The 19,034-nt window shown below is 72.8% G+C and carries 14 protein-coding genes; 8 read left to right on the top strand and 6 right to left on the bottom strand.

Annotated elements, in window-relative coordinates; all coding sequences use genetic code 11:
- Positions 1–47 precede the first annotated feature (47 nt).
- The 3 genes from GSY65_RS16085 to GSY65_RS16075 all read left to right on the top strand — a co-directional run bounded on the left by GSY65_RS16085 (position 48) and on the right by GSY65_RS16075 (position 3,920).
- Positions 48–1,778: an N-acyl-D-amino-acid deacylase family protein gene (locus GSY65_RS16085; protein ID WP_159768934.1), complete on the top strand. Its 1,731-nt coding sequence runs from the start codon at positions 48–50 to the stop codon at positions 1,776–1,778.
- Entirely contained in the window at positions 1,775–3,244 is a 1,470-nt protein-coding gene (locus GSY65_RS16080) for an aldehyde dehydrogenase family protein (protein ID WP_159768931.1), read from the top strand. The genes GSY65_RS16085 and GSY65_RS16080 overlap by 4 nt, the downstream gene beginning before the upstream one ends.
- Before the next feature lie 118 nt (positions 3,245–3,362).
- Positions 3,363–3,920, top strand: a complete 558-nt coding sequence (locus GSY65_RS16075; protein ID WP_159768928.1) for an HAD domain-containing protein — start codon at positions 3,363–3,365, stop codon at positions 3,918–3,920.
- Here GSY65_RS16075 and GSY65_RS33770 read toward each other — a convergent pair.
- Positions 3,910–4,434, bottom strand: coding sequence for a hypothetical protein (locus GSY65_RS33770; protein ID WP_236579816.1), 525 nt, complete (start codon positions 4,432–4,434; stop codon positions 3,910–3,912). The two genes, GSY65_RS16075 and GSY65_RS33770, sit on opposite strands and share 11 nt — an antisense overlap.
- Before the next feature lie 270 nt (positions 4,435–4,704).
- On the opposite strand from GSY65_RS33770, the gene GSY65_RS16065 reads away from it, so the two are divergent.
- Together GSY65_RS16065 and GSY65_RS16060 are read left to right on the top strand one after the other, a co-directional pair.
- Positions 4,705–5,427, top strand: a complete 723-nt coding sequence (locus GSY65_RS16065) for a class I SAM-dependent methyltransferase (protein WP_159768925.1) — start codon at positions 4,705–4,707, stop codon at positions 5,425–5,427.
- Positions 5,428–5,489: 62 nt separating this feature from the next.
- A complete protein-coding gene (locus tag GSY65_RS16060) occupies positions 5,490–6,026 on the top strand; it encodes a 2'-5' RNA ligase family protein (protein WP_159768922.1) in 537 nt (178 codons plus the stop codon).
- A gap of 158 nt (positions 6,027–6,184) precedes the next feature.
- Here GSY65_RS16060 and GSY65_RS16055 read toward each other — a convergent pair whose 3' ends face one another.
- Both GSY65_RS16055 and GSY65_RS16050 read right to left on the bottom strand, forming a co-directional pair.
- Complete coding sequence (locus tag GSY65_RS16055) at positions 6,185–7,000, bottom strand: SAM-dependent methyltransferase (RefSeq protein WP_159768919.1); 816 nt, start codon at positions 6,998–7,000, stop codon at positions 6,185–6,187.
- Positions 7,001–7,122: 122 nt separating this feature from the next.
- Positions 7,123–8,766 carry a CehA/McbA family metallohydrolase gene (locus tag GSY65_RS16050; RefSeq protein ID WP_159768916.1) on the bottom strand — a complete coding sequence of 548 codons (1,644 nt, stop codon included), beginning with the start codon at positions 8,764–8,766 and terminating at the stop codon, positions 7,123–7,125.
- A gap of 288 nt (positions 8,767–9,054) precedes the next feature.
- Here GSY65_RS16050 and GSY65_RS16045 point away from each other — a divergent pair, with 288 nt between their 5' ends.
- Positions 9,055–9,903 carry an LLM class F420-dependent oxidoreductase gene (locus GSY65_RS16045; protein WP_159768913.1) on the top strand — a complete coding sequence of 283 codons (849 nt, stop codon included), beginning with the start codon at positions 9,055–9,057 and terminating at the stop codon, positions 9,901–9,903.
- A gap of 96 nt (positions 9,904–9,999) precedes the next feature.
- On the opposite strand, the gene GSY65_RS16040 is transcribed toward GSY65_RS16045, so the two are convergent.
- The gene (locus GSY65_RS16040) at positions 10,000–12,351 is read right to left on the bottom strand and encodes an immune inhibitor A domain-containing protein (RefSeq protein WP_159768910.1); all 2,352 of its coding nucleotides are present in this window, start codon (positions 12,349–12,351) and stop codon (positions 10,000–10,002) included.
- Positions 12,352–12,900: 549 nt separating this feature from the next.
- Between GSY65_RS16040 and GSY65_RS16035 the strand changes: the two genes are divergently transcribed.
- Complete coding sequence (locus GSY65_RS16035; RefSeq protein WP_159768907.1) at positions 12,901–15,495, top strand: bifunctional FO biosynthesis protein CofGH; 2,595 nt, start codon at positions 12,901–12,903, stop codon at positions 15,493–15,495.
- A gap of 22 nt (positions 15,496–15,517) precedes the next feature.
- On the opposite strand, the gene GSY65_RS16030 is transcribed toward GSY65_RS16035, so the two are convergent.
- Together GSY65_RS16030 and GSY65_RS16025 are read right to left on the bottom strand one after the other, a co-directional pair.
- Complete coding sequence (locus GSY65_RS16030) at positions 15,518–16,039, bottom strand: DUF2165 domain-containing protein (protein ID WP_159768904.1); 522 nt, start codon at positions 16,037–16,039, stop codon at positions 15,518–15,520.
- Between the two features lie 172 nt (positions 16,040–16,211).
- Complete coding sequence (locus GSY65_RS16025; protein WP_159768901.1) at positions 16,212–17,660, bottom strand: FG-GAP-like repeat-containing protein; 1,449 nt, start codon at positions 17,658–17,660, stop codon at positions 16,212–16,214.
- Between the two features lie 219 nt (positions 17,661–17,879).
- Here GSY65_RS16025 and GSY65_RS16020 point away from each other — a divergent pair, with 219 nt between their 5' ends.
- Positions 17,880–18,995 carry an ADP-ribosylglycohydrolase family protein gene (locus GSY65_RS16020; protein WP_159768898.1) on the top strand — a complete coding sequence of 372 codons (1,116 nt, stop codon included), beginning with the start codon at positions 17,880–17,882 and terminating at the stop codon, positions 18,993–18,995.
- Positions 18,996–19,034: the final 39 nt, after the last annotated feature.

Genomic DNA, 19,034 nt, shown 5'->3' with positions numbered 1-19,034 from the left:
CGGGCGGCACCCACCCCCTGTCACCAGGCACCCGGAAGGAGCGCGGCATGCTCGACCATGTCATCAGGGGCGCGACCGTCGTCGACGGGACCGGCGCGCCCGCCCACACCGCCGACGTGGGCCTGCGCGACGGCCGCATCGCCGTCATCGGGAACGTCACCGAGGAGGCCCGCACCTGCGAGGACGCGGCCGGGCTCGTCCTCGCCCCCGGCTTCGTCGACCCGCACACCCACTACGACGCCCAGCTGTTCTGGGACCCGTACGCGACGCCCTCCCTCAACCACGGGGTGACCACGGTCGCCGGCGGGAACTGCGGCTTCACGCTGGCGCCGCTCCACCCCGACCGGCCCGAGGACGCCGACTACACGCGGCGCATGATGTCCAAGGTCGAGGGGATGTCGCTGGTCGCGCTGGAGGAGGGCGCGCCCTGGAACTGGCACGGGTTCGGCGAGTACCTGGACGCCCTCGACGGGCGGATCGCGGTGAACGCCGGGTTCATGGTGGGGCACTGCGCGCTGCGGCGGTACGTGATGGGGCCGGACGCGATCGGCGGGCAGCCCACCGAGGCGCACCTGGCCGAGATGGTCCGGCTGCTGCACGAGTCGATGGAGGCGGGCGCCTGGGGCCTGTCGACCACCCAGTCGTCCTCCCACAGCGACGGCGACGGCAAACCGGTCGCGTCCCGGCACGCCCGGCCGGCCGAGCTGATCGCCCTGTCGAAGGCCGTCGGCGAGCACGAGGGCACCCAGATCGAGGCGATCGTCGCCGGCTGCCTCGACCAGTTCAGCGACGACGAGATCGACCTCTTCGTGGAGATGAGTTCGGTCGCGGGACGCCCCCTGAACTGGAACGTCCTCACGATCGACGCGGCCGTCCCCGAGCGGGTGCCGCGGCAGCTGGAGGCCGGCGAGCGGGCCCGCAAGGCCGGCGGCCGGGTGGTCGCCCTGACCATGCCGATCCTCACCCCCATGAACATGTCGCTCGGCACGTTCTGCGCGCTCAACCTGATCCCCGGCTGGGGCCCGGTCCTCGGCCTGCCCGTGCCCGAGCGGATCGAACGGCTGCGCGACCCGGAGGTCCGCGCGGAGCTGCTGCGGCGCGCCGACAGCAAGGAGGCGGGCGTCTTCCGGCGGCTAGCGAACTTCGGCCGGTACGTCATCGGCGACACCTACAGCGCCGCGAACGAGGGCCTCACCGGACGGGTCGTGAAGGACATCGCCGCCGAACGCGGCCAGGACCCGTTCCACTGCCTGGTGGAGATCTGCGCCGCCGACGACCTCCGTACGGTGCTGTGGCCCATGCCCACCGACAACGACCCCGCGTCCTGGGCGCTGCGCGCCGAGACCTGGCGGCACGAGGATGTCCTCCTCGGCGGCTCCGACGCCGGCGCCCACCTGGACCGCATGTGCGGCGCCCCCTACACCACCCGGTTCCTCGGGGACTGTCTGCGCGGCCGGAAGCTCGTGGGCCTCGAACAGGCGGTGAAGATGCTGACCGACGACCCCGCGCGGCTCTTCGGTCTCCGCGAACGCGGGCGGATCGCGGAGGGCTGGCACGCCGACCTCGTCCTCTTCGACCCGGAGCGGATCGACGCCGGCAAGGCCACCCTGGTGCACGACCTGCCGGGTGACAGCCCGCGCCTGGACTCCAAGGCCCTCGGTGTACGGGCGGTCTGGGTCAACGGCGTCGAGACCATCCGCGACGACGTGGTGACCGGGGCGGTACCCGGCAAGGTGCTGCGGTCCGGGCGCGACACCCGCACGGTGAGCACCAGATGAGCGGCGGGGCGGGCGCCCCGGAGCGGCAGCGGCTGTTCATCGGCGGCACCTGGGTGGAGCCCGACGGCGGGCACTACGAGGTGATCGACCCGGCGACCGAGGGGGTCGTCGGGCTGGCGCCGGAAGCCTCACGGGGCCAGGTCCACGCGGCCGCCGCCGCGGCCCGCGAGGCCCTCGGGGCATGGTCGCGCACCTCCCCCGACGAACGGGCCGCCGTCCTCGCCCGCACGGCGGAGCTGATCCGCGCCCGGCTCGTCCCCTACGCCGACCTCGCCGGGGCCGAGTCCGGGGCGACGACCGGCACCGCGCGGGGCATGCAGGTCGGGGTGGCCGCCGCCCGCTTCCAGCGGTACGCCAGGCCGGAACCGGCGGAGGTACCGATCGCCCCGCAGGTCAACGAGGCGGGCCCGTTCGGCCGGGCGGCGGTGATGGGCGCGCTCGCCGTACGGCAGCCGGTGGGCGTCGTCACCTGCGTCACCTCGTACAACAACCCGTGGGCCAACCCGGCGGGCAAGATCGCGCCCGCCCTCGCCATGGGCAACACGGTCGTCGTGAAGCCGGCGCCGCAGGACCCCCTGTCCGTGTACCGCATGGCGCAGGCCCTGGAGGAGGCCGGGGTCCCGCCCGGCGTGGTGAACGTGGTGAGCGGCAGCGGCCCGCGGGCCGGTGAGGCGGCCGTGGACTCGCCCGACGTCGACATGGTGAGCTTCACCGGCTCCACGGCGGTCGGCCGGCGCATCGCGGAGGTCTGCGGGCGCGACATGAAACGCCAGCTGATGGAGTTGGGCGGCAAGGGCGCGGCGATCGTCTTCGACGACGCGGACGTGCCGGCGGCGGTGGCCGGCATCGGCACGACCTTCTCCTTCTACAGCGGACAGATCTGCACCGCGCCCACCAGGGTCCTCGCCCAGCGGGGCGTCTACGACCAGGTGGTGACCCAACTCGCCTCCTACGCGGCCCGGTTGCCGGTAGGAGACCCGCGCGAGCGCGGCACGGTCGTCGGCCCCGTCATCTCGGCGGCCCACCGCGACCGCGTCGAGGCGTACGTCGAACTGGGCCGCAAGGAGGGCGCCCGCGTGGTCACCGGCGGCGAACGCCCGCCGCTCGACCGGGGCTTCTACGTCGCCCCCACGCTCCTCGCCGACTGCACCGCCGACATGCGGGTCGTCCGCGAGGAGATCTTCGGCCCGGTCGTGGTCGTCCTCCCCTTCGACGACGAGGAGGACGCCGTGCGGCTCGCCGACGCCACCGACTACGGCCTCATCGACTACGTCTGGTCCGGCGACGTGGCCCGCGCCTTCCGCGTGGCCCGCCGCCTGCGCGCGGGCGGCGTCGGCGTGAACACCGTCGGCCGCAACATGGAGGCACCGTTCGGCGGCTTCAAGAAGAGCGGGGTGGGCCGCGACGTGGGCGCGTACGCCCTGCACGCGTACAGCGAACTGCAGGCGATCGTCTGGGCGGGGTGAGGGGGGCGGCCCGGACGGCGGTGCCTGACGCGTAGCATCCCTGTGCGTACGTCGGTGGGGCGCGGGGGCTGTGACGACGCCCGGCCATCCCCGTGCGAAGCAGGTAGGAGGCGAGGGCATGACGACGACCCGGCCGCTCCTCTACCTCGACGTGGACGGGCCGTTGAACCCGTACGCGGCGAAGCCGGAGCGGCGGCCCGCCGGTTACACCACCCATCGGATGAAGCCGGACGGCTGGATCGCCCGGCATCCCGGTCAGCCCCCGGCGGCGGTCAAGCCGCTGCGGGTCTGGCTCAACGAGGCCCACGGCCCCGAACTCCGCGCCCTGGCCGCACGGTTCGACCTGATCTGGGCGACGACCTGGGTCGGCGAGGCCAACACGTACATCGCTCCCGTCCTCGGCCTGCCGCCCCTGCCCGTCGTGGAGTGGCCGGACGGGGCGTCGACGCCCGGCACCGACGGTTCGGGTCTCTTCTGGAAGACCCGCCACCTCGTCGCCCATGCCGCCGGCCGCCCCTTCGCCTGGGTCGACGACGAACTCGGCAGCCGGGACCGCGCTCACGTGACCGTCCACCACAAGTCCCCCGCCCTGCTGCTGCGGATCGACCCCCGGCTCGGTCTGCGCGCCGCCGACTTCACCGCGCTCGCGGAGTTCGCCGACGGGGTCACGGAGTGAGGGCGGCGGCCGTGGGGGCACCCCGGCCGACCGTCAGGGACCAGCGCAGGGAGCCGGGGGCGACGGCAGTGGCGGTGATCGCGACGGTGCCCGCGTCCCGCGCACGGGAGACGGCGAACTCGTTCTGGACGGTGTCGACGTCACCGGCTCGGCACTCCACGGGGAAGCCGACACCGAGGGGCCGCAGACGGACGGCGAGCCGCCCCTCGCCATGACACCGCACGGCGACGACCAGCGCGCCACCGTCACCCGTCCCCGCCCCCGGGAACTCCAGGACCCGGCTGCCGCGCGTCCCGTCCTGACGGACGAGCACGTCGCCACCGCCCAGATCCGGCGCCGCGAGCACCACCGGCCGCGTCACCTTCGCCTGGCGCTGCGCCGACGGCCGTACGGGCGGCTGCGACACTGTGGCCTCGGACGTGGGGGTGACGGCCGACGGGCCGGCGGTGGCAGCCGCGGCGAGCAGGACGGCTGCCACCGGGAGGGTGCGGGCGGAGCGGGTGCGGTGCGACATGAAAACCCCCGTGAGTCCGGTCGGTCCGTGGACGACGCCGTGCGGCGCGTGGCGTGTGACGCGTAGCGCGTGGTCCCTGCGGTGGACGAGATCCTGATCGTGATCGTGGCACCGGGGGAGGAACCGGGCCATGCGCGGGCGCGGGTTCAGAGGATGATCTGAGGTTGGCGCCCGGGTCGGGGAGCCGGGCCGCGGCCCCGGACCGGCAGAAGGGGGCTTCCATGGCCCCGTCGCGTGATCTCGACGCGTCGCGTGGGCAGTTGTGACCGCATGCCTGACGAGATCTTCCACGACCGGCGGCTGGCCAGTATCTATGACTCGCTCGACCCCGACCGCAGTGACCTGGACGCCTATCTGCGGCTCGCGGAGCAACTGGGCGCACGGCGGGTGCTGGACATCGGCTGCGGGACGGGCGTGTTCGCGTTGCTGTTGGCGGAGCGGGGAACGGAGGTGGTGGGGGTCGACCCGGCGCTCGCCTCCCTGGAGGTGGCGCGGGCGAAGCCCGGCGGTGACCGGGTCCGCTGGATCCACGGTGACGCGACCGCGCTGCCGCCGCTCCAGGTCGACCTCGCCACGATGACGGCCAACGCGGCCCAGCAGATCGTGGACGCGGACGCCTGGCGGGGGACGCTCCGGGGCGTCTACGAGGCGCTGCGGCCGGGCGCGGCGTTCGTCTTCGAGACGCGCGACCCGGCCGCGCGGGCGTGGGAGAAGTGGAACCGGGCGGACTCATACGGGGTGACGGACGTCCCGGGGGTCGGCGAGGTGGAGAGCTGGGTGGAGCTGACCGACGTGGACGGGCCCCTGGTGTCGTTCCGCTGGCACTACGTCTTCCGTGCGGACGGCCAGGAGCTGACCTCCGACTCCACGCTGCGGTTCCGCGAACGGGAGGAGGTGGAGACGGACCTGACGGCGCAGGGCTACACGCTCAGAGAGGTACGGGACGCCCCGGACCGCCCCGGCAGGGAGCTCGTGTTCGTAGCCCACCGCTGACCACACCGCCTCACGCCGCCCCGTCCTTGCCGGTTCGGGGCGGGGACGGGTACCCATGGGGCATGGCAGACGACGATTCCGGGGAGTTCCGGGCGGGTCGGACGGGACTCATCGTGCGGATACCCGAGGCGGAGCCGGCTGTTCGGGCGTGGCGGGACCGGCTGGACCCCTCGGCTCGTGCGGGTGTCCCGGCGCATGTCACCGTGCTCTTCCCGTTCCTCGACGCGTCCCGCATCGACAGCGGTACCTGCGCCGCCGTCGCCGAGGTGATCGGACGCCACACGTCCTTCGAGACTCAGTTCGCGCACTGCGGGCGGTTCCCGGGGATCCTGTATCTCACCCCGCGGCCCGACGGGCCGTTTCGGCGGCTCACGGAGGCGGTGGCCGAACGGTGGCCCGAGACACCGCCGTTCGGCGGGCGTTTCACGGAAGTGGTGCCTCATCTGACCGTCGCCCAAGGGCAGGACGACGCCGTGCTGGAGGAGGCCGGGGCCGATCTCCGGGGACGGCTTCCCGTCAGCGCCCACGTGTCGTCGGTCGACCTCATGGTCCACGACGGGACGCGCTGGCAGCGGCGGGCCTCCTTCGGGCTTCGCTGACGCCGGGGTCTGCGTCCCGAGTGCCGTGGCTCGGCCCTCCGTCCGGCTCCGGCGTCCGCATCGGCTGCATCCACGGCGCCCCGCCCGCCCGCGCCGCCGTCGTGGCCCGCTCGGGAACCCTCGGGGCGGGGCCCCGGCTCACCCGCCCGGGCCTCGCCCTACCGCTTGCGGCCCAAGCCCCCGTGCTGGCCGATCGGCTTCGGGGCGGGTGTGTCCGCGTCCGGGTGCCACAGCGGTACCGACACGATGCCGGGCTCGATCAGGTCCAGGCCCTCGAAGTAGCCCGTGATCTGCTCGACGGGGCGCAGGAAGTACGGGACGGCGCCCGTCTCGTTGTAGGCGTCCTGGGCCCGCTCGTAGTCGGGGTCGGTGCCGCGGGAGCCGTCGTTGATGTTGAGGAAGCTGCCGGAGGGGAGCCCGGCGAGGAGGCGGCGGACGATGTCGCGGGCCTGCTCGTAGTCGCCGACGTGGCCCAGGATGCCGCTGAGGATCAGGGCGGTGGGCCGGGACAGGTCCAGGGTCCGCGCAGCCGCCTGAAGGATCCTCTCCGGCTCGTAGAGGCTGGCGTCGACGTACGCCGTGGCCCCCTCCGGCGCGGAGTACAGCAGCGCGCGGGCGTGCGCGAGGACCATCGGGTCGTTGTCGACGTAGACGATCCGCGACTCCGGGGCGCTGCGCTGGGCGACCTGGTGGGTGTTGTCGGCGGTGGGCAGCCCCGTGCCGACGTCCAGGAACTGCCGGACCCCCTCCACCTCCACCAGGTACCGGATGCTGCGCCGCAGATACGCCCGGCTGCTGCGGGCGATCGTCACGATGCCGGGGAACGCGCCCGCGTACGCGTCGCCCGCCTCCTCGTCCACCGGGTAGTTGTCCTTGCCGCCCAGCCAGTAGTTCCAGATCCGGGCGGAGGCGGGCACCGAAGTGTCGACCTTCTCCTTCGCCGCGGGTTCGGGCGTGGCCGCGTGATCGGTCATGGGCGCCGTTCTCCTCCACCGAGCAGGTGCGTCACGCCTGCGGACGCACGGGTTGTCTCGACCCCAACCTAATCCCCAACACGGCTGTTCCGTACGAGGGTTCCCCCGCCTCGCCGCCTCCGCTACCGCCGCCCGAGGAAGATCGGGTTCGTGAACGCCGCCATCGGGCCCGGGAGGCCGGGGACCACCGGGGGGTGACGGACCTCCGCGCGGACGTACGCCGCGTACGAGGCGGTCGTCCGCCACTGTGCCGAGCCCGTCCCGGAGTCCGGCAGCGCGGGGGAGGTGAACAGGACGCCCTGGTCGGTGACGAAGCGGATGAGGCAGCCGGGGGCGCCCGTCGCCTCCAGACGGACGGTGACCGGGGCGTCGCGGTCCACCTCCAGCCGCTCCCCGATCCCGGCGTGCTCCCCGCGCGCGCCCGACGCCGTGAACGCCACCGACACGTCCTTCGACTCGGCGACGTACGACCGCCCGGCCCGCAGCCCGTCCTGGATGGCGTCCCTCGTCAGGTCGTCGGCGAGGACGACCGTCTGGGGGCGGCCCACCGGGTCGGGGTCGCGGTGGGCGTCGCTGTTGCCCATCGCCGGGATCCAGCCACGGCCCTCCCGCACCGACGCCACGAGCATGCCGTCCCAGTCGGCGAGGGCGACCTCGTCCTCCGGCGAGTAGCCGCCGTTCCACACCTCCACGGCGTCCGCCTCGCCGAAGCCGAACTTCCAGTTGCAGCCGACGCAGGTGGCGTGCGGGTGCGCCGGGACGACCAGGCCCCCGGCGCGGCGGATCTGCCGGGCGAACGCGCCGAAGCGGTTGTCGCGGGCCCGGTAGCGCCAGTCGACGAACGTGCCGGGGTCCATGCCGAGCGCGACCACGTGACCGTTGCGCGTGGTGACCTCCTCGCCCAGCAGGATCAGCAGGTCGTCACCCGCGTGCTCGGCCCAATGGGCGTGCGCCGACTGCGTGTTGTGCTCGGAGCTGTTGATGAAGTCGAGCCCGGCGGCCCGCGCCAGCGCCGCGATCTCGGCGGGTGTGCGGCGGCCGTCGGAGTACCAGGAGTGCAGATGGCAGTCGCCCCGGTACCAGGCCCGGCCCCGGCCCCTGGCCCGCTCCGGCGGGTACAGCGGCTTCACCCGCTCGCCGGGCGGTCCGTACGTCAGGGTGATCGTGATCTCGTACGGCAGTCCCTGCGGCGCCACCGTGTACGGGCCCAGCGCGATGTGCCAGGTGCCGGGCCGGACCGGGCCCGGGACGTAGCCGGGGGTCGCCTCGTCCGCGCGGACGAAGAACTCGGTGCGGGCACCGCCCGACCAGCCGCGGAAGCCCTTGCCGCCGAGGTCGGTTCCGCGTTCGTCGAAGACACCGATGTCGAGCGCGTTGCCGGCCGTGCCCGCCGGGACGGCGGGTCTGTCGTAGCGGTAGGCGACCTTCAACTCGCGCACCCCGGGCGGTACTTCCACCGGCACATACACGAAGTCGGGAGAGCCGGTGGGGAGGGTGCCCCGGATCGTCCGGGTCTCCTGGTCGCCGTCCGCGGCCGCCGCGCCGCCGGTGCCGAAGGTCACGCCTCCCAACGTAAGCGAGGCCGCCGCCGACGTCACGAACAGCGCGCGCCGTCCGACCTCCTTTCCGCCGCCGCCCCTCCAGCCCGCGCCGGTCCCGTCGCCCCTCCCGCCCGCGCCGCTCCCGCAGTCCCTGCCGGTTCCGTCGCTCCCGGCGCTGCTGCCGTTCCCGTCGCCGTGGGCGCCGCCGTGGTGGTCGTCGCACATCTGCTGCTCCCCGGGTGGTCGTGGGTGAGGTGGCGTGGAGGGTGCGGTGGTGGTGCGGGACACCTTCGTATGCGGTGGTGAACCGCGGGACAAGGGAGGGGGATCGGTGGCTTTCGAGTTGGCCGAGTCGCGGTGGCCGCGCTGCGGTGACCGGGGCGGGCGGGGCCAGCGGGGGCCCTGCCCCGGCGTACCCGGGCCGGGGGAGGTGCGCGTCCGCGTTCGACGGCCGGACGATTATGCCGACCAGTCGGTATGGACAAGTGGGTCGCGCACCGGTAGAGATGACCCATGCGCATCGCCGTGACGATCTTCCTCACCGACGAGACGATCACTCCGACCAGGCTCGCCCGTGAGCTGGAGCACCGCGGTTTCGCGGGGCTCTACCTCCCCGAGCACACCCACATCCCCGTCGAGCGGACCACCCCGTACCCGGCGGGCGGTGAGCTGCCGCGCGAGTACGGTCGCACGCTGGACCCGTTCGTCGCGCTCGGCCAGGCCGCCGCCGTCACCGAGCGGCTCGGGCTCGGCACCGGCATCACGCTCGTCGCCCAGCACGACCCGATCGACCTCGCGAAGCAGATCGCGACCGTCGACCACCTCTCCGGCGGCCGTCTCACCCTCGGGCTGGGCTACGGCTGGAACGTGGAGGAAGCCGCCGACCACGGCGTCGAGTGGCGCACCCGGCGCGACCTCGTCCGCGACCGCATGGCGCTGATGCGGGCCCTGTGGGCGGAGGAACCGACGGCTTACGAGGGGGAGTTCGGGAGCGTCCGGGCGAGCCACGCGTACCCGAAGCCGGTGCAGAAGCCGCGCGGGCCGGTGGTGGGGCCGCGCACGCTCATCGGCGGCGCGGCCGGGCCCAAGCTGTTCGCGCACATCAGCGCGTACGCGGACGGCTGGCTGCCGATCGGCGGGCGGGGGCTGGGCGAGTCCCTGCCGGTTCTGCGGGCGGCGTGGGCCGACGCGGGCCGGGACCCGGCGGCGCTGCAGGTCGTGCCGTACGCGGTGCAGCCGAGCGCGGGAAAGCTGGCGTACTACGCCGAGCTGGGCATCGAGGAGGCGGTGGTGCAACTGCCTCCGGCGGGGGAGGCGGAGGTGCTGGCGCTGCTCGACCGGTACGCGGAGTTCGTGGGCTAGGGGCCCGTCCCTCCGGAGTGTCCCGGCTGGTGGGCCGGGCCGTCGGCCCGGCACACCAGTGGTGCGGGGAAACCCGCGATCAGTGTGGGGTCGTGGTCACTTCCCGGCCGGCTCCACCCGGATCATGACCGTCGAGCCGTCCTTGGCCTCCTTGACGATCCGGATCCTGGTGTTGGTGTTGGTGATCTTGACGCTGCCCGTGGGGTTGTTGCTCTTGTCGTAGTAGGTGTGGGTCCGGTCGTTGAACTCCGGCACCCCCTTCCTGGACGTGACCTTCAGCGTGACCTTCTTCCCCCGGTGCAGCGTGAAGGCGTCCGTGCGGCCCAGGGTGAACGTCGAGTCGTGGGTCTGGAGGCTGTTGCCGGCCCGTTCGCCGTCGGACCACTTCAGGCCCTTCGGGCGGGCGTCGACCGGCAGCAGCAGACCGGTACCGGGGTGCTGGCTGGTGTTGTTGTCCTGCTGCGAGGTGTCCCACTTCCAGATCAGCAGCCCGTTCTGGTACGGGTAGCGCTCCACCCAGTCGGAGCGGGTGAAGCTGTACGCGGACCTGAGCGACTGGTCGTACGACACGTACTGGCGGTTCTCGGCGATGTAGTACTGCTCGTGCTCCGTGGTGTACGAGCCGCCGAAGCGGGAGAAGCCGGCCGCGGTCCAGGCGGGGTCGGCGGTCTCGGCGTCGTCCGAGAAGAGGGGCGAGCCGTCGGCCGTCACGGTGATCCGGTCGGCCACGAAGCCCTTCTGGGCCACGTACTTGTCGGTCTGGTAGCGGAAACGCAGGTCGATCTTCTTGCCCGCGTAGGCGTCCAGGGAGTACGACAGCTTCCTGAAGCCGTCCGTCGTGCCGTCCAGGGCGGGCGTGCCGCCGCCGTCCCGGCTGATCGGCCCGCCGTCGGCCGTACCGTCGACGGCCGTCCAGGTGGCGCCGCCGTCGGTGGAGACCTCGGTGTAGAGGAAGTCGTACTCCTTCTCGATGTCCCACCAGCCGTCGAGCGTCAGCGCCGCGGAGGTCTTTCCGGTGAGGTCCACGGAACGGGTCAGCGTGCTGGACAGGCTGTCGGCGCTGCCGCTCCACCACTGCCGGGTGCCGTCCACGGGCTTGACGACCTCGACCTTCACCCGCTTCCTGGGCAGCTCGACCACGAGGGCCTGCTTGTCCCGGGTGTTGTACTCGGCGACGCCCAGTGTGTGCGCGGACTTCTTCCCGGCCCTGGCCCGGTCGTAGTTCAGCCAGCCGAGCTGCAGCTTGTCCCAGGCGGTCATGTCGCCGGGCAGTTCACCTATCTCGGTGCTGCTGCGGCCCAGCCAGGAGCCGCCCGACATCAACGTCCAGAAGCCGGTGGAGTTGTCGCCGTTGCCGGTGGTGTCGTAGTGGTCCGGCAGACCGAGGTCGTGGCCGTACTCGTGGGCGAAGACGCCGAGGCCGCCGTTCTCCGGCATGATCGTGTAGTCGCCGACCCAGATGCCGGTGTCGCCGACCGGGGCGCCGCCGCGCTTGTTGCCCTCGGGGCCGGTCTTGTCCCAGCCGTCGCTGAACGCGTACCAGCGGTGCGACCAGATGGCGTCCTCGCCCTGCGGTCCCCCGCCGGCCTCCTCGCCCTCACCGGCGTGCACCAGCTGGAAGTGGTCGATGTAGCCGTCGGGTTCGTTGAAGTCGCCGTCGCCGTCGAAGTCGCCGCGGTCCCAGGTGTCGAAACTCGCCAGCTCCGCCTTGATCTCGGCGTCCGTGCGTCCGGCCGCCTTGCGCTGCTCGGCCCAGGCGGTGACGCCGTCCGCGACGACCTGCCAGGCGCAGGTGTCCGGCCGGCACTTGTTGGAGCCGTAACGGGCCTCGTTGTAGGGGACCTTGACCCAGTCCGAGACCGTGCCCTCGATCGAGTAGCGGCCCGAGGACTGCTTCTCGTAGTACTTCTTCATCGACTCGGTCTTCTTGCCCGTGCCGAAGAGCAGCCGCTCGTAGTGCTCGCGGTCGTAGTCGGCCCGCCAGGCCGTCGTGTTGTTCTTCTTGCGGTCCGGCTTGGCGATCTTGTTGTGCAGGGGGCCGGGGGTGCCGCCGTAGCGGTCGTCGGTCCGGTCGCCGAACTCGACGAGGACCGTGAAGATCCGGTCGGTCTTCTCGCGGCCCAGCTCGACGTACTTGGGGTCGCCCTTCCTGCTCTTGAGCTGCACGACCTGGGAGCCGTCGCGGTTCTTCACCGTGGCGTCGCCGGATATGAGCTGTGTGAGGGCCTCCTCGCGCTGGGCGGCCCGCGTCCTGCTCAGCGGGGTTTCGAGGTCGTGTTCGTGCGCGGCGCGCGCGTCGGCCGGGTGGTCGTGATCCGTGGCCGCGGGGGGTGTGTGGGCCGCGGCGGTCCGCGGGGTGACGACGGTGAACGTCGTGAACGTCGCCGCGGCGGTGGCGAGGACCACGCTGGTCGCCGCCGCCCTGAACGTCCAGGGTTTGCTGCTCACTTGTGGGGGGTTCCTTCCTGAACGCGGTCAGCCGTGGGGCGCGCGACGGACAGTCCTCGCCCGTGACGCGCGTGGCTCGTGACACGCGTGATGGTTCAAGTGAACTCATTTGACAGCTGGTTGAGGAAAAATGAAAGTTCAAGTTCGCGCTTGGCACGAGTAACTCCGCTTTTTGGCGGCCGTTGTCGGAATTCCGCACGCGGCGTTCACCGATTCCTCAGCGGAAGCGCACGGATGACAGGTAACCGACAGCAGGAGAAAGGGGAGATGAAGGGCTGCTCGCAGGTCACACCGACCGGTAGTACCGGCCGGTACATTACCGATTGGTAATTACCGACAGGTCATCACCGGTGCATCGCCGGGCCGCACCGGTGCATCGCCGGGCCGCACCGGGGCATTGCCGGGTCTTGATCACCGGGCCGTAATCGGCTGGGCCACCCGAAAAGCGGCGCGCCCGCTCACCGCCTTTTCCTCGCCCGCCCGCGATCCCGTACCCCCGAATCACGAGCCGCCCGAGGCCGTCCAGGCCATCGCTCGTATGCTCGACGAATGACGACTTCCGCCAGCCAGGCCAGCCAGGGAACCGGCCCCACCCAGAACTCCATGCGGCGCGCCCTGAAACGGGCCCGCGACGGCGTGGCGCTGGACGTGGCCGAGGCGGCCGTGCTGCTGCAGGCACGCGGCGCGGACCTGGAGGACCTCGCCGCGTCGGCGGCCCGGGTGCGGGACGCCGGGCTCGCCGAGGCCGGACGGCCCGGCGTCATCACGTACTCCCGGAGCGTGTTCATCCCGCTCACCCGGCTCTGCCGGGACAAGTGCCACTACTGCACCTTCGTCACCGTGCCCGGCAAGCTGCGCCGGGCCGGCCACGGGATGTTCATGTCGCCCGACGAGGTCCTCGACGTGGCCCGCAAGGGCGCCGCCCTCGGCTGCAAGGAAGCCCTGATCACCCTCGGCGACAAGCCGGAGGACCGCTGGCCGGAGGCGCGCGAGTGGCTCGACGCGCACGGCTACGACGACACCATCGCCTACGTCCGCGCCATCTCCATCCGCATCCTGGAGGAGACCGGGCTGCTGCCCCACCTCAACCCCGGCGTCATGAGCTGGACCGACCTCCAGCGGCTCAAGCCGGTCGCCCCCTCGATGGGCATGATGCTGGAGACGACCGCCACCCGCCTGTGGTCCGAGCCGGGCGGCCCCCACCACGGCTCCCCCGACAAGGAACCCGCCGTACGGCTGCGGGTGCTGGAGGACGCCGGACGGTCGTCCGTCCCGTTCACCTCCGGCATCCTCCTCGGCATCGGCGAGACGTACGAGGAGCGGGCCGAGTCCCTCTTCGCGCTGCGCAAGATCGCCCGCGCCTACCACGGCATCCAGGAACTGATCATCCAGAACTTCCGCGCCAAGCCCGACACCGCGATGCGCGGCATGCCGGACGCGGAACTCGACGAGCTGGTCGCCGCCGTCGCCGTGGCCCGGCTCGTCATGGGCCCCTCCGGCTGCATCCAGGCCCCGCCGAACCTCGTCGACAGCGAGTACGAGCGCCTCATCGCCGCCGGCATCGACGACTGGGGCGGTGTGTCGCCGCTCACCATCGACCACGTGAACCCCGAGCGCCCCTGGCCGCAGATCGAGGAACTCACCGCACGGTCCCGCGCCGCCGGGTTCGAACTGCGGGAACGGCTCTGCGTGTACCCGGAGTTCGTGACCCGCGGCGAGCCCTGGCTCGACCCGCGGCTCCTCCCGCACGTCCGCGCGCTCGCCGACCCGGAGACCGGCCTCGCCCTCCCGGACGCGGTCGTCGAGGGACACCCGTGGCAGGAGCCCGAGGAGGTCTTCGTCGCCGCCGGACGCACCGATCTGCACACCGCCGTCGACACCGAGGGCCGCACCGGCGACCGCCGCGAAGACTTCGACTCCGTCTACGGCGACTGGGGCGCCCTGCGCGAGGCCGCCGCCCCCGGCATGGCACCCGAGCGCATCGACACCGACGTACGGGCCGCGCTGCGCACGGCCGCCGACGACCCGACCCGGCTCGGCGACGACGAGGCCCTCGCCCTGCTGCACGCGGACGGCCCCGCCCTGGACGCGCTGTGCCGTGTCGCGGACGACGTCCGCCGGTCGGCGGTCGGCGACGACGTCACCTACATCGTCACCCGGAACATCAACTTCACCAACGTCTGCTACACCGGCTGCCGGTTCTGCGCCTTCGCGCAGCGCCGCACCGACGCCGACGCGTACACCCTGTCGCTGGAGCAGGTCGCCGACCGGGCGCAGCAGGCGTGGGACGTGGGCGCCGTCGAGGTCTGCATGCAGGGCGGCATCCACCCCGACCTGCCGGGCACGGCGTACTTCGACATCGCGAGGGCGGTCAAGGAGCGGGTGCCGGGGATGCACGTCCACGCCTTCTCGCCCATGGAGGTCGTCAACGGCGCCACCCGCACCGGGATGTCGATCCGGGAGTGGCTGACGGCCGCGAAGGAGGCCGGGCTGGACTCCATCCCCGGCACGGCCGCCGAGATCCTCGACGACGAGGTCCGCTGGGTCCTCACCAAGGGCAAGCTGCCCACGGCCACCTGGATCGAGGTGGTGACGACCGCCCACGAGCTGGGCATCCGCTCCACCTCCACGATGATGTACGGCCATGTCGACCAGCCCCGGCACTGGCTGGGTCATCTGCGGACCCTGGCCGGCATCCAGCAGCGCACCGGCGGCTTCACCGAGTTCGTCACGCTGCCCTTCATCCACACCAACGCGCCGGTCTACCTCGCCGGCATCGCCCGCCCCGGCCCGACCCTGCGGGACAACCGCGCCGTCACCGCCATGGCCCGCCTCCTCCTCCACCCGTGGATCCCCCACATCCAGACCAGCTGGGTGAAGCTCGGCACCGAGGGCGCCGCCGAGATGCTCCGCTCCGGCGCCAACGACCTCGGCGGCACCCTCATGGAGGAGACGATCTCCCGTATGGCGGGTTCCTCGTACGGCTCGTACAAGTCCGTGAAGGACCTGATCGCCGTCGCGGAGGCGGCGGGCCGCCCGGCACGGCCGCGCACCACCCTGTACGGCCCGGTACCGCAGGAGCGGCAGCGCGCGGCCGCCGCCTCCGACGGGCACCTGCCGGAGCTGCTGCCCGTCCTGGAGTGACGCCCTGGGCGCCGTGGCCCCGTCAGTCGTCCGCCGGGTCGTTCTGCGGCAGGCACGTGACCAGCAGGACCACGGCGCTCAGCAGGAACACGCGCAGGGCCGCGTCGAGGCCGTTCCAGGTCTTGGACTGCCACATCACGAACCACTCGCCGCCTATGGCCATGAAGCCGGCGCCGAAGAGGAGGAGGACCATGAGCAGGCCGAGGGTGCTGTAGCGGCGGGCGGTGCGGAAGGCGCGGGAACGCAGGGCGGCGGCCCAGAAGTACCCGGCCGCGACGAGGAGCAGCGCGGCGACCGTCTCCCAGGCGATGATGGCGATGTACGCCGCGTCCTGCAGGCCCGTCGACGTGATCGCCCGCCACATGAGGTCCTCGTCCTTGAACGTGGTGTCCATGGCGAGAACATGCCGTACGAACTGCTGGTTGGTGCCGAAGTCGGTGATGTTGCTGAAGGCGACGAGCGCCATGTAGAGCGCGACGGTGCCGACGAGGAGCGTCGAGGCGAGAGGGAGAAGGGACGAACGAGGTCTCGGATCAGCGGACATGGATCAACTATGTCCCGAGGGATCCGGGCAACCCCAGGTGGTTTTCGGCGCGTTGGGCCGGAACCAGCGGCCACGGAATGGCCGGAAACGTATGCCCCACCCCCGGCCTGTCTCCTGGCCGGTGCCCCGGCCTGTGACCAGGCTGGTGCCCCGGCCGGGGCTGGGGCAGGGCCTACCGGGCGAACGCGCTGCCGAGGAGCGCGCCCTTCTGCGGTGCCTTCAGGGCCGAGGGCCCGAACGACGTGATGTTGTTCGTGGTCAGGCCCGCCTTCGAGCCGCGGAACAGCCACACCGCGCCGGAGTCCGCGTACGTGCCGTCCTCCGTGGGCGCGCCCACGGCGAGGTCGGCGCGGTCGTCGGCGTTGACGTCGAGCAGGGCGACGGTCCCGCCGAACCGGTCACCGGCCTCGGAGACACCGGGCACCCCGGAGCCGGACTGGTCGAAGGCCTGGGCGCCGCTGCCGGTGAGCCCGGAGGGGCCGCCCTTCAGCAGCACGACCGACCCGGCGTCGCGCACGGCCCCGATGTCCTCGCCGGGCACGCCGACCGCGACGTCCGGGTAGCCGTCGCCCGTCACGTCACCGGCGGCGAGCGCGGCGCCGAACCGGTCGCCGTAGTCGCTGTCGTCACCGTCGCGGTACCCGGCCTCGGACACGCCGGGCACGCCCGCCGTGTCCTGCGTGATGCTCGTGGTCCGGGGGCTCGGTCCGTCGGGGCCGCCGTAGACGACCCGGACGTTGCCCGCCTCGTACATCCGCATCTCGGAGACGGCGTCGACGCGCTGTCCGACGTAGTCGCCGTAGCCGTCCCCGTTCACGTCGGCGACGACGCCGCCGACGGAGGGGGAGCCGGTGGTCCGGGGGTGCTCGGTGTCGATCCCGGTCGCGGTGCCCGGCCACCAGAGGGTCGGGTACGACCGCTCCTCGAAGCCGTGGGTGGTGACGAGGTCGTCCCTGCCGTCGCCGTTCATGTCACCGGCGACGACGTCCCAGGTCTCCTTCTTCTCGTCCTCCGGGAAGACCTGCGTGTCCGCCGGTGCCCCGTCGCGGGTGAACGGGCCCAGGCGGACCTGGAGGCGGCCGTCGTGGGCGAGGGCGAGGTCGTCCCTGCCGTCGCCGTCGAAGTCACCGCCGGCCAGATCGCCGACGGTGCCGTCGAGCTCGGTGGCGGAGGACAGACCGCTCGCGGAGCCCCACAGCACGGCGGCGCCCTCGTAGGCGCCGACGACGAGGTCGGTGTAGCCGTCCCCGTCGAGGTCACGGGCGGCCGTGGACATGCCGAAGCGGTGCGGCGAGGGCTCGCCGGGCACCCAAGGCAGGGCCCGCGAGACGATCAGCGGGTGAGCGGTGTCGGCGCCGGCCGAGGACCCGTACACGACGGCCACGTAGCCCGCGGACCGCACACCGGAGACGGTGCCCTCGGGCGCGGCGGTCGCGAGGTCCGCGTAACCGTCGCCGTCGAAGTCGACGACCGGCGCCCTCGGGGCGGCGGCGGCCGGGACGGCCGTGACGAGCGGAGCGGCCAGCAGCACGGCGGCGACGGCCGCGCGGCCCGCGACCGCGCGGCTGCGCGCCCGGCGGGCGGTGGCAGGACGCGTGCGACGGCTGGTGCGAAGAGGCACGGATTCTCCAGGAGTTGGATCAGTCGATACCGATGGTTCACATCTGACCGTCTGACCACCGAGGGTGCGCGACGGTTGCCCTCCGCGTGCCGGAACGTGCTCGTCGAGACCCCTGAACCGACTGTTCCTGTTCGATTACAGTGCTGGACTGTCGGGCCGTACGGGCGTACGGATGTACTTACGTACTGACGTACGGGGTGGGGCCGTGAGGAGGCCGGGGTGGGTGCGACAGCCGGGGCCGTCTGGGGGCGTGCCGAACAGCAGGACTTCCGCAGCCGGGTGCGCGGAACGCTGCTCGGCGCGGCCGTCGGCGACGCCCTCGGCGCGCCCGTCGAGTCGCTGACCCTGCCCCGGATCCGCGAGGCGTACGGCCCGGAGGGCCTGCCCGACCTGGCGCCCGCCTACGGCAGACGCGGCGCCATCACCGACCTCACCCAGTTGACCCTCTTCACCGTCGACGGCCTGATCCGCGCCCAGGTCCGCCGCGACACCGGCGCCTGGCACCCGCCGACCGACCTGCACCGGGCCTACCTCCGCTGGGCGGCGACCCAGCGGGACTGGGGCCCCGACGAGCGCCGCAAGGACGACGGCTGGCTCGCCCGCGAGGAGTGGCTGTACGCCCGGCGCGACCCGTCCCGCGTCTGCCTGCTCGGCTTCGCCGACGGCACCATGGGCACGCTCGACGCCCCCAAGAACCCCGGCGCGCCCGGCGCGGAGGCCGCCGCCCGCTCGGCCCCCTTCGGTCTCCTCGTCGGCTGGGAGCCCCAGCTCGTCTTCCAGCTCGCCGTCGAGTGCGCGGCCCAGACCCACGGTCACCCCACCGCCTACCTCACGGCCGGCTCGTACGCCGTCGTCGTGCACGCCCTGGCCCGGGGCGAGAGCATGGACGCCGCCGTGCAGAAGGCCCTGGTGCTGCTCGCCGCCCGCCCCGGCCACCAGCCCGTCGCCGAGGCCCTCCAGCAGGCCCTCGCCGCGGTGCGTACCGGCCCGCCCTCCCCGGCGCTCGTGGAGGAGCTGGCCGACCCCGGCACGGCCGACCGGCTGCTCGCCGTCGCCGTCTACTGTGCGCTCGTCGGCGAGGACGTACGCCAGGGCCTGTGCCTCTCGGTCAACCACAGCGGCCCGTCGAAGGCGGCGGGCGCCCTGACCGGCGGCCTCCTCGGCGCCCTGCACGGCGAGACGGCGCTGCCCCCGGCCTGGCTGGCCGAACTGGAGGGCCGCCCCACCCTCCTGGTCCTGGCCGACGACTTCGCCCTGGAGATGACCCAGGGACCCGCCCTGCACAGCCCCAACGGCGCGGTACCGGGCTGGCTGGCGCGATACCCGCGCGGCTGAGCGGTCACGGCCGACGGGCGTGAGGGACACCGGTGAGAC

The organism is Streptomyces sp. HM190, from assembly GCF_009857135.1.
Taxonomy (GTDB): Bacteria; Actinomycetota; Actinomycetes; order Streptomycetales; family Streptomycetaceae; genus Streptomyces; species Streptomyces heilongjiangensis.
The sequence above is the reverse complement of the archived record's forward strand: the minus strand, read 5'-3'. Positions and strand labels throughout refer to the sequence as shown.

Excerpts from the sequence above, each read along its gene's own strand:
- GSY65_RS16075 (WP_159768928.1), top strand. The coding sequence starts at position 3,363 with ATGACGACGACCCGGCCGCTCCTCTACCTCGACGTGGACGGGCCGTTG.
- GSY65_RS16030 (WP_159768904.1), bottom strand. The coding sequence starts at position 16,039 with ATGTCCGCTGATCCGAGACCTCGTTCGTCCCTTCTCCCTCTCGCCTCG.
- GSY65_RS16065 (WP_159768925.1), top strand. The coding sequence starts at position 4,705 with ATGCCTGACGAGATCTTCCACGACCGGCGGCTGGCCAGTATCTATGAC.
- GSY65_RS16035 (WP_159768907.1), top strand. The coding sequence starts at position 12,901 with ATGACGACTTCCGCCAGCCAGGCCAGCCAGGGAACCGGCCCCACCCAG.
- GSY65_RS16050 (WP_159768916.1), bottom strand. The coding sequence starts at position 8,766 with ATGTGCGACGACCACCACGGCGGCGCCCACGGCGACGGGAACGGCAGC.
- GSY65_RS16080 (WP_159768931.1), top strand. The coding sequence starts at position 1,775 with ATGAGCGGCGGGGCGGGCGCCCCGGAGCGGCAGCGGCTGTTCATCGGC.
- GSY65_RS16045 (WP_159768913.1), top strand. The coding sequence starts at position 9,055 with ATGCGCATCGCCGTGACGATCTTCCTCACCGACGAGACGATCACTCCG.
- GSY65_RS16055 (WP_159768919.1), bottom strand. The coding sequence starts at position 7,000 with ATGACCGATCACGCGGCCACGCCCGAACCCGCGGCGAAGGAGAAGGTC.
- GSY65_RS16085 (WP_159768934.1), top strand. The coding sequence starts at position 48 with ATGCTCGACCATGTCATCAGGGGCGCGACCGTCGTCGACGGGACCGGC.
- GSY65_RS33770 (WP_236579816.1), bottom strand. The coding sequence starts at position 4,434 with ATGTCGCACCGCACCCGCTCCGCCCGCACCCTCCCGGTGGCAGCCGTC.
- GSY65_RS16060 (WP_159768922.1), top strand. The coding sequence starts at position 5,490 with ATGGCAGACGACGATTCCGGGGAGTTCCGGGCGGGTCGGACGGGACTC.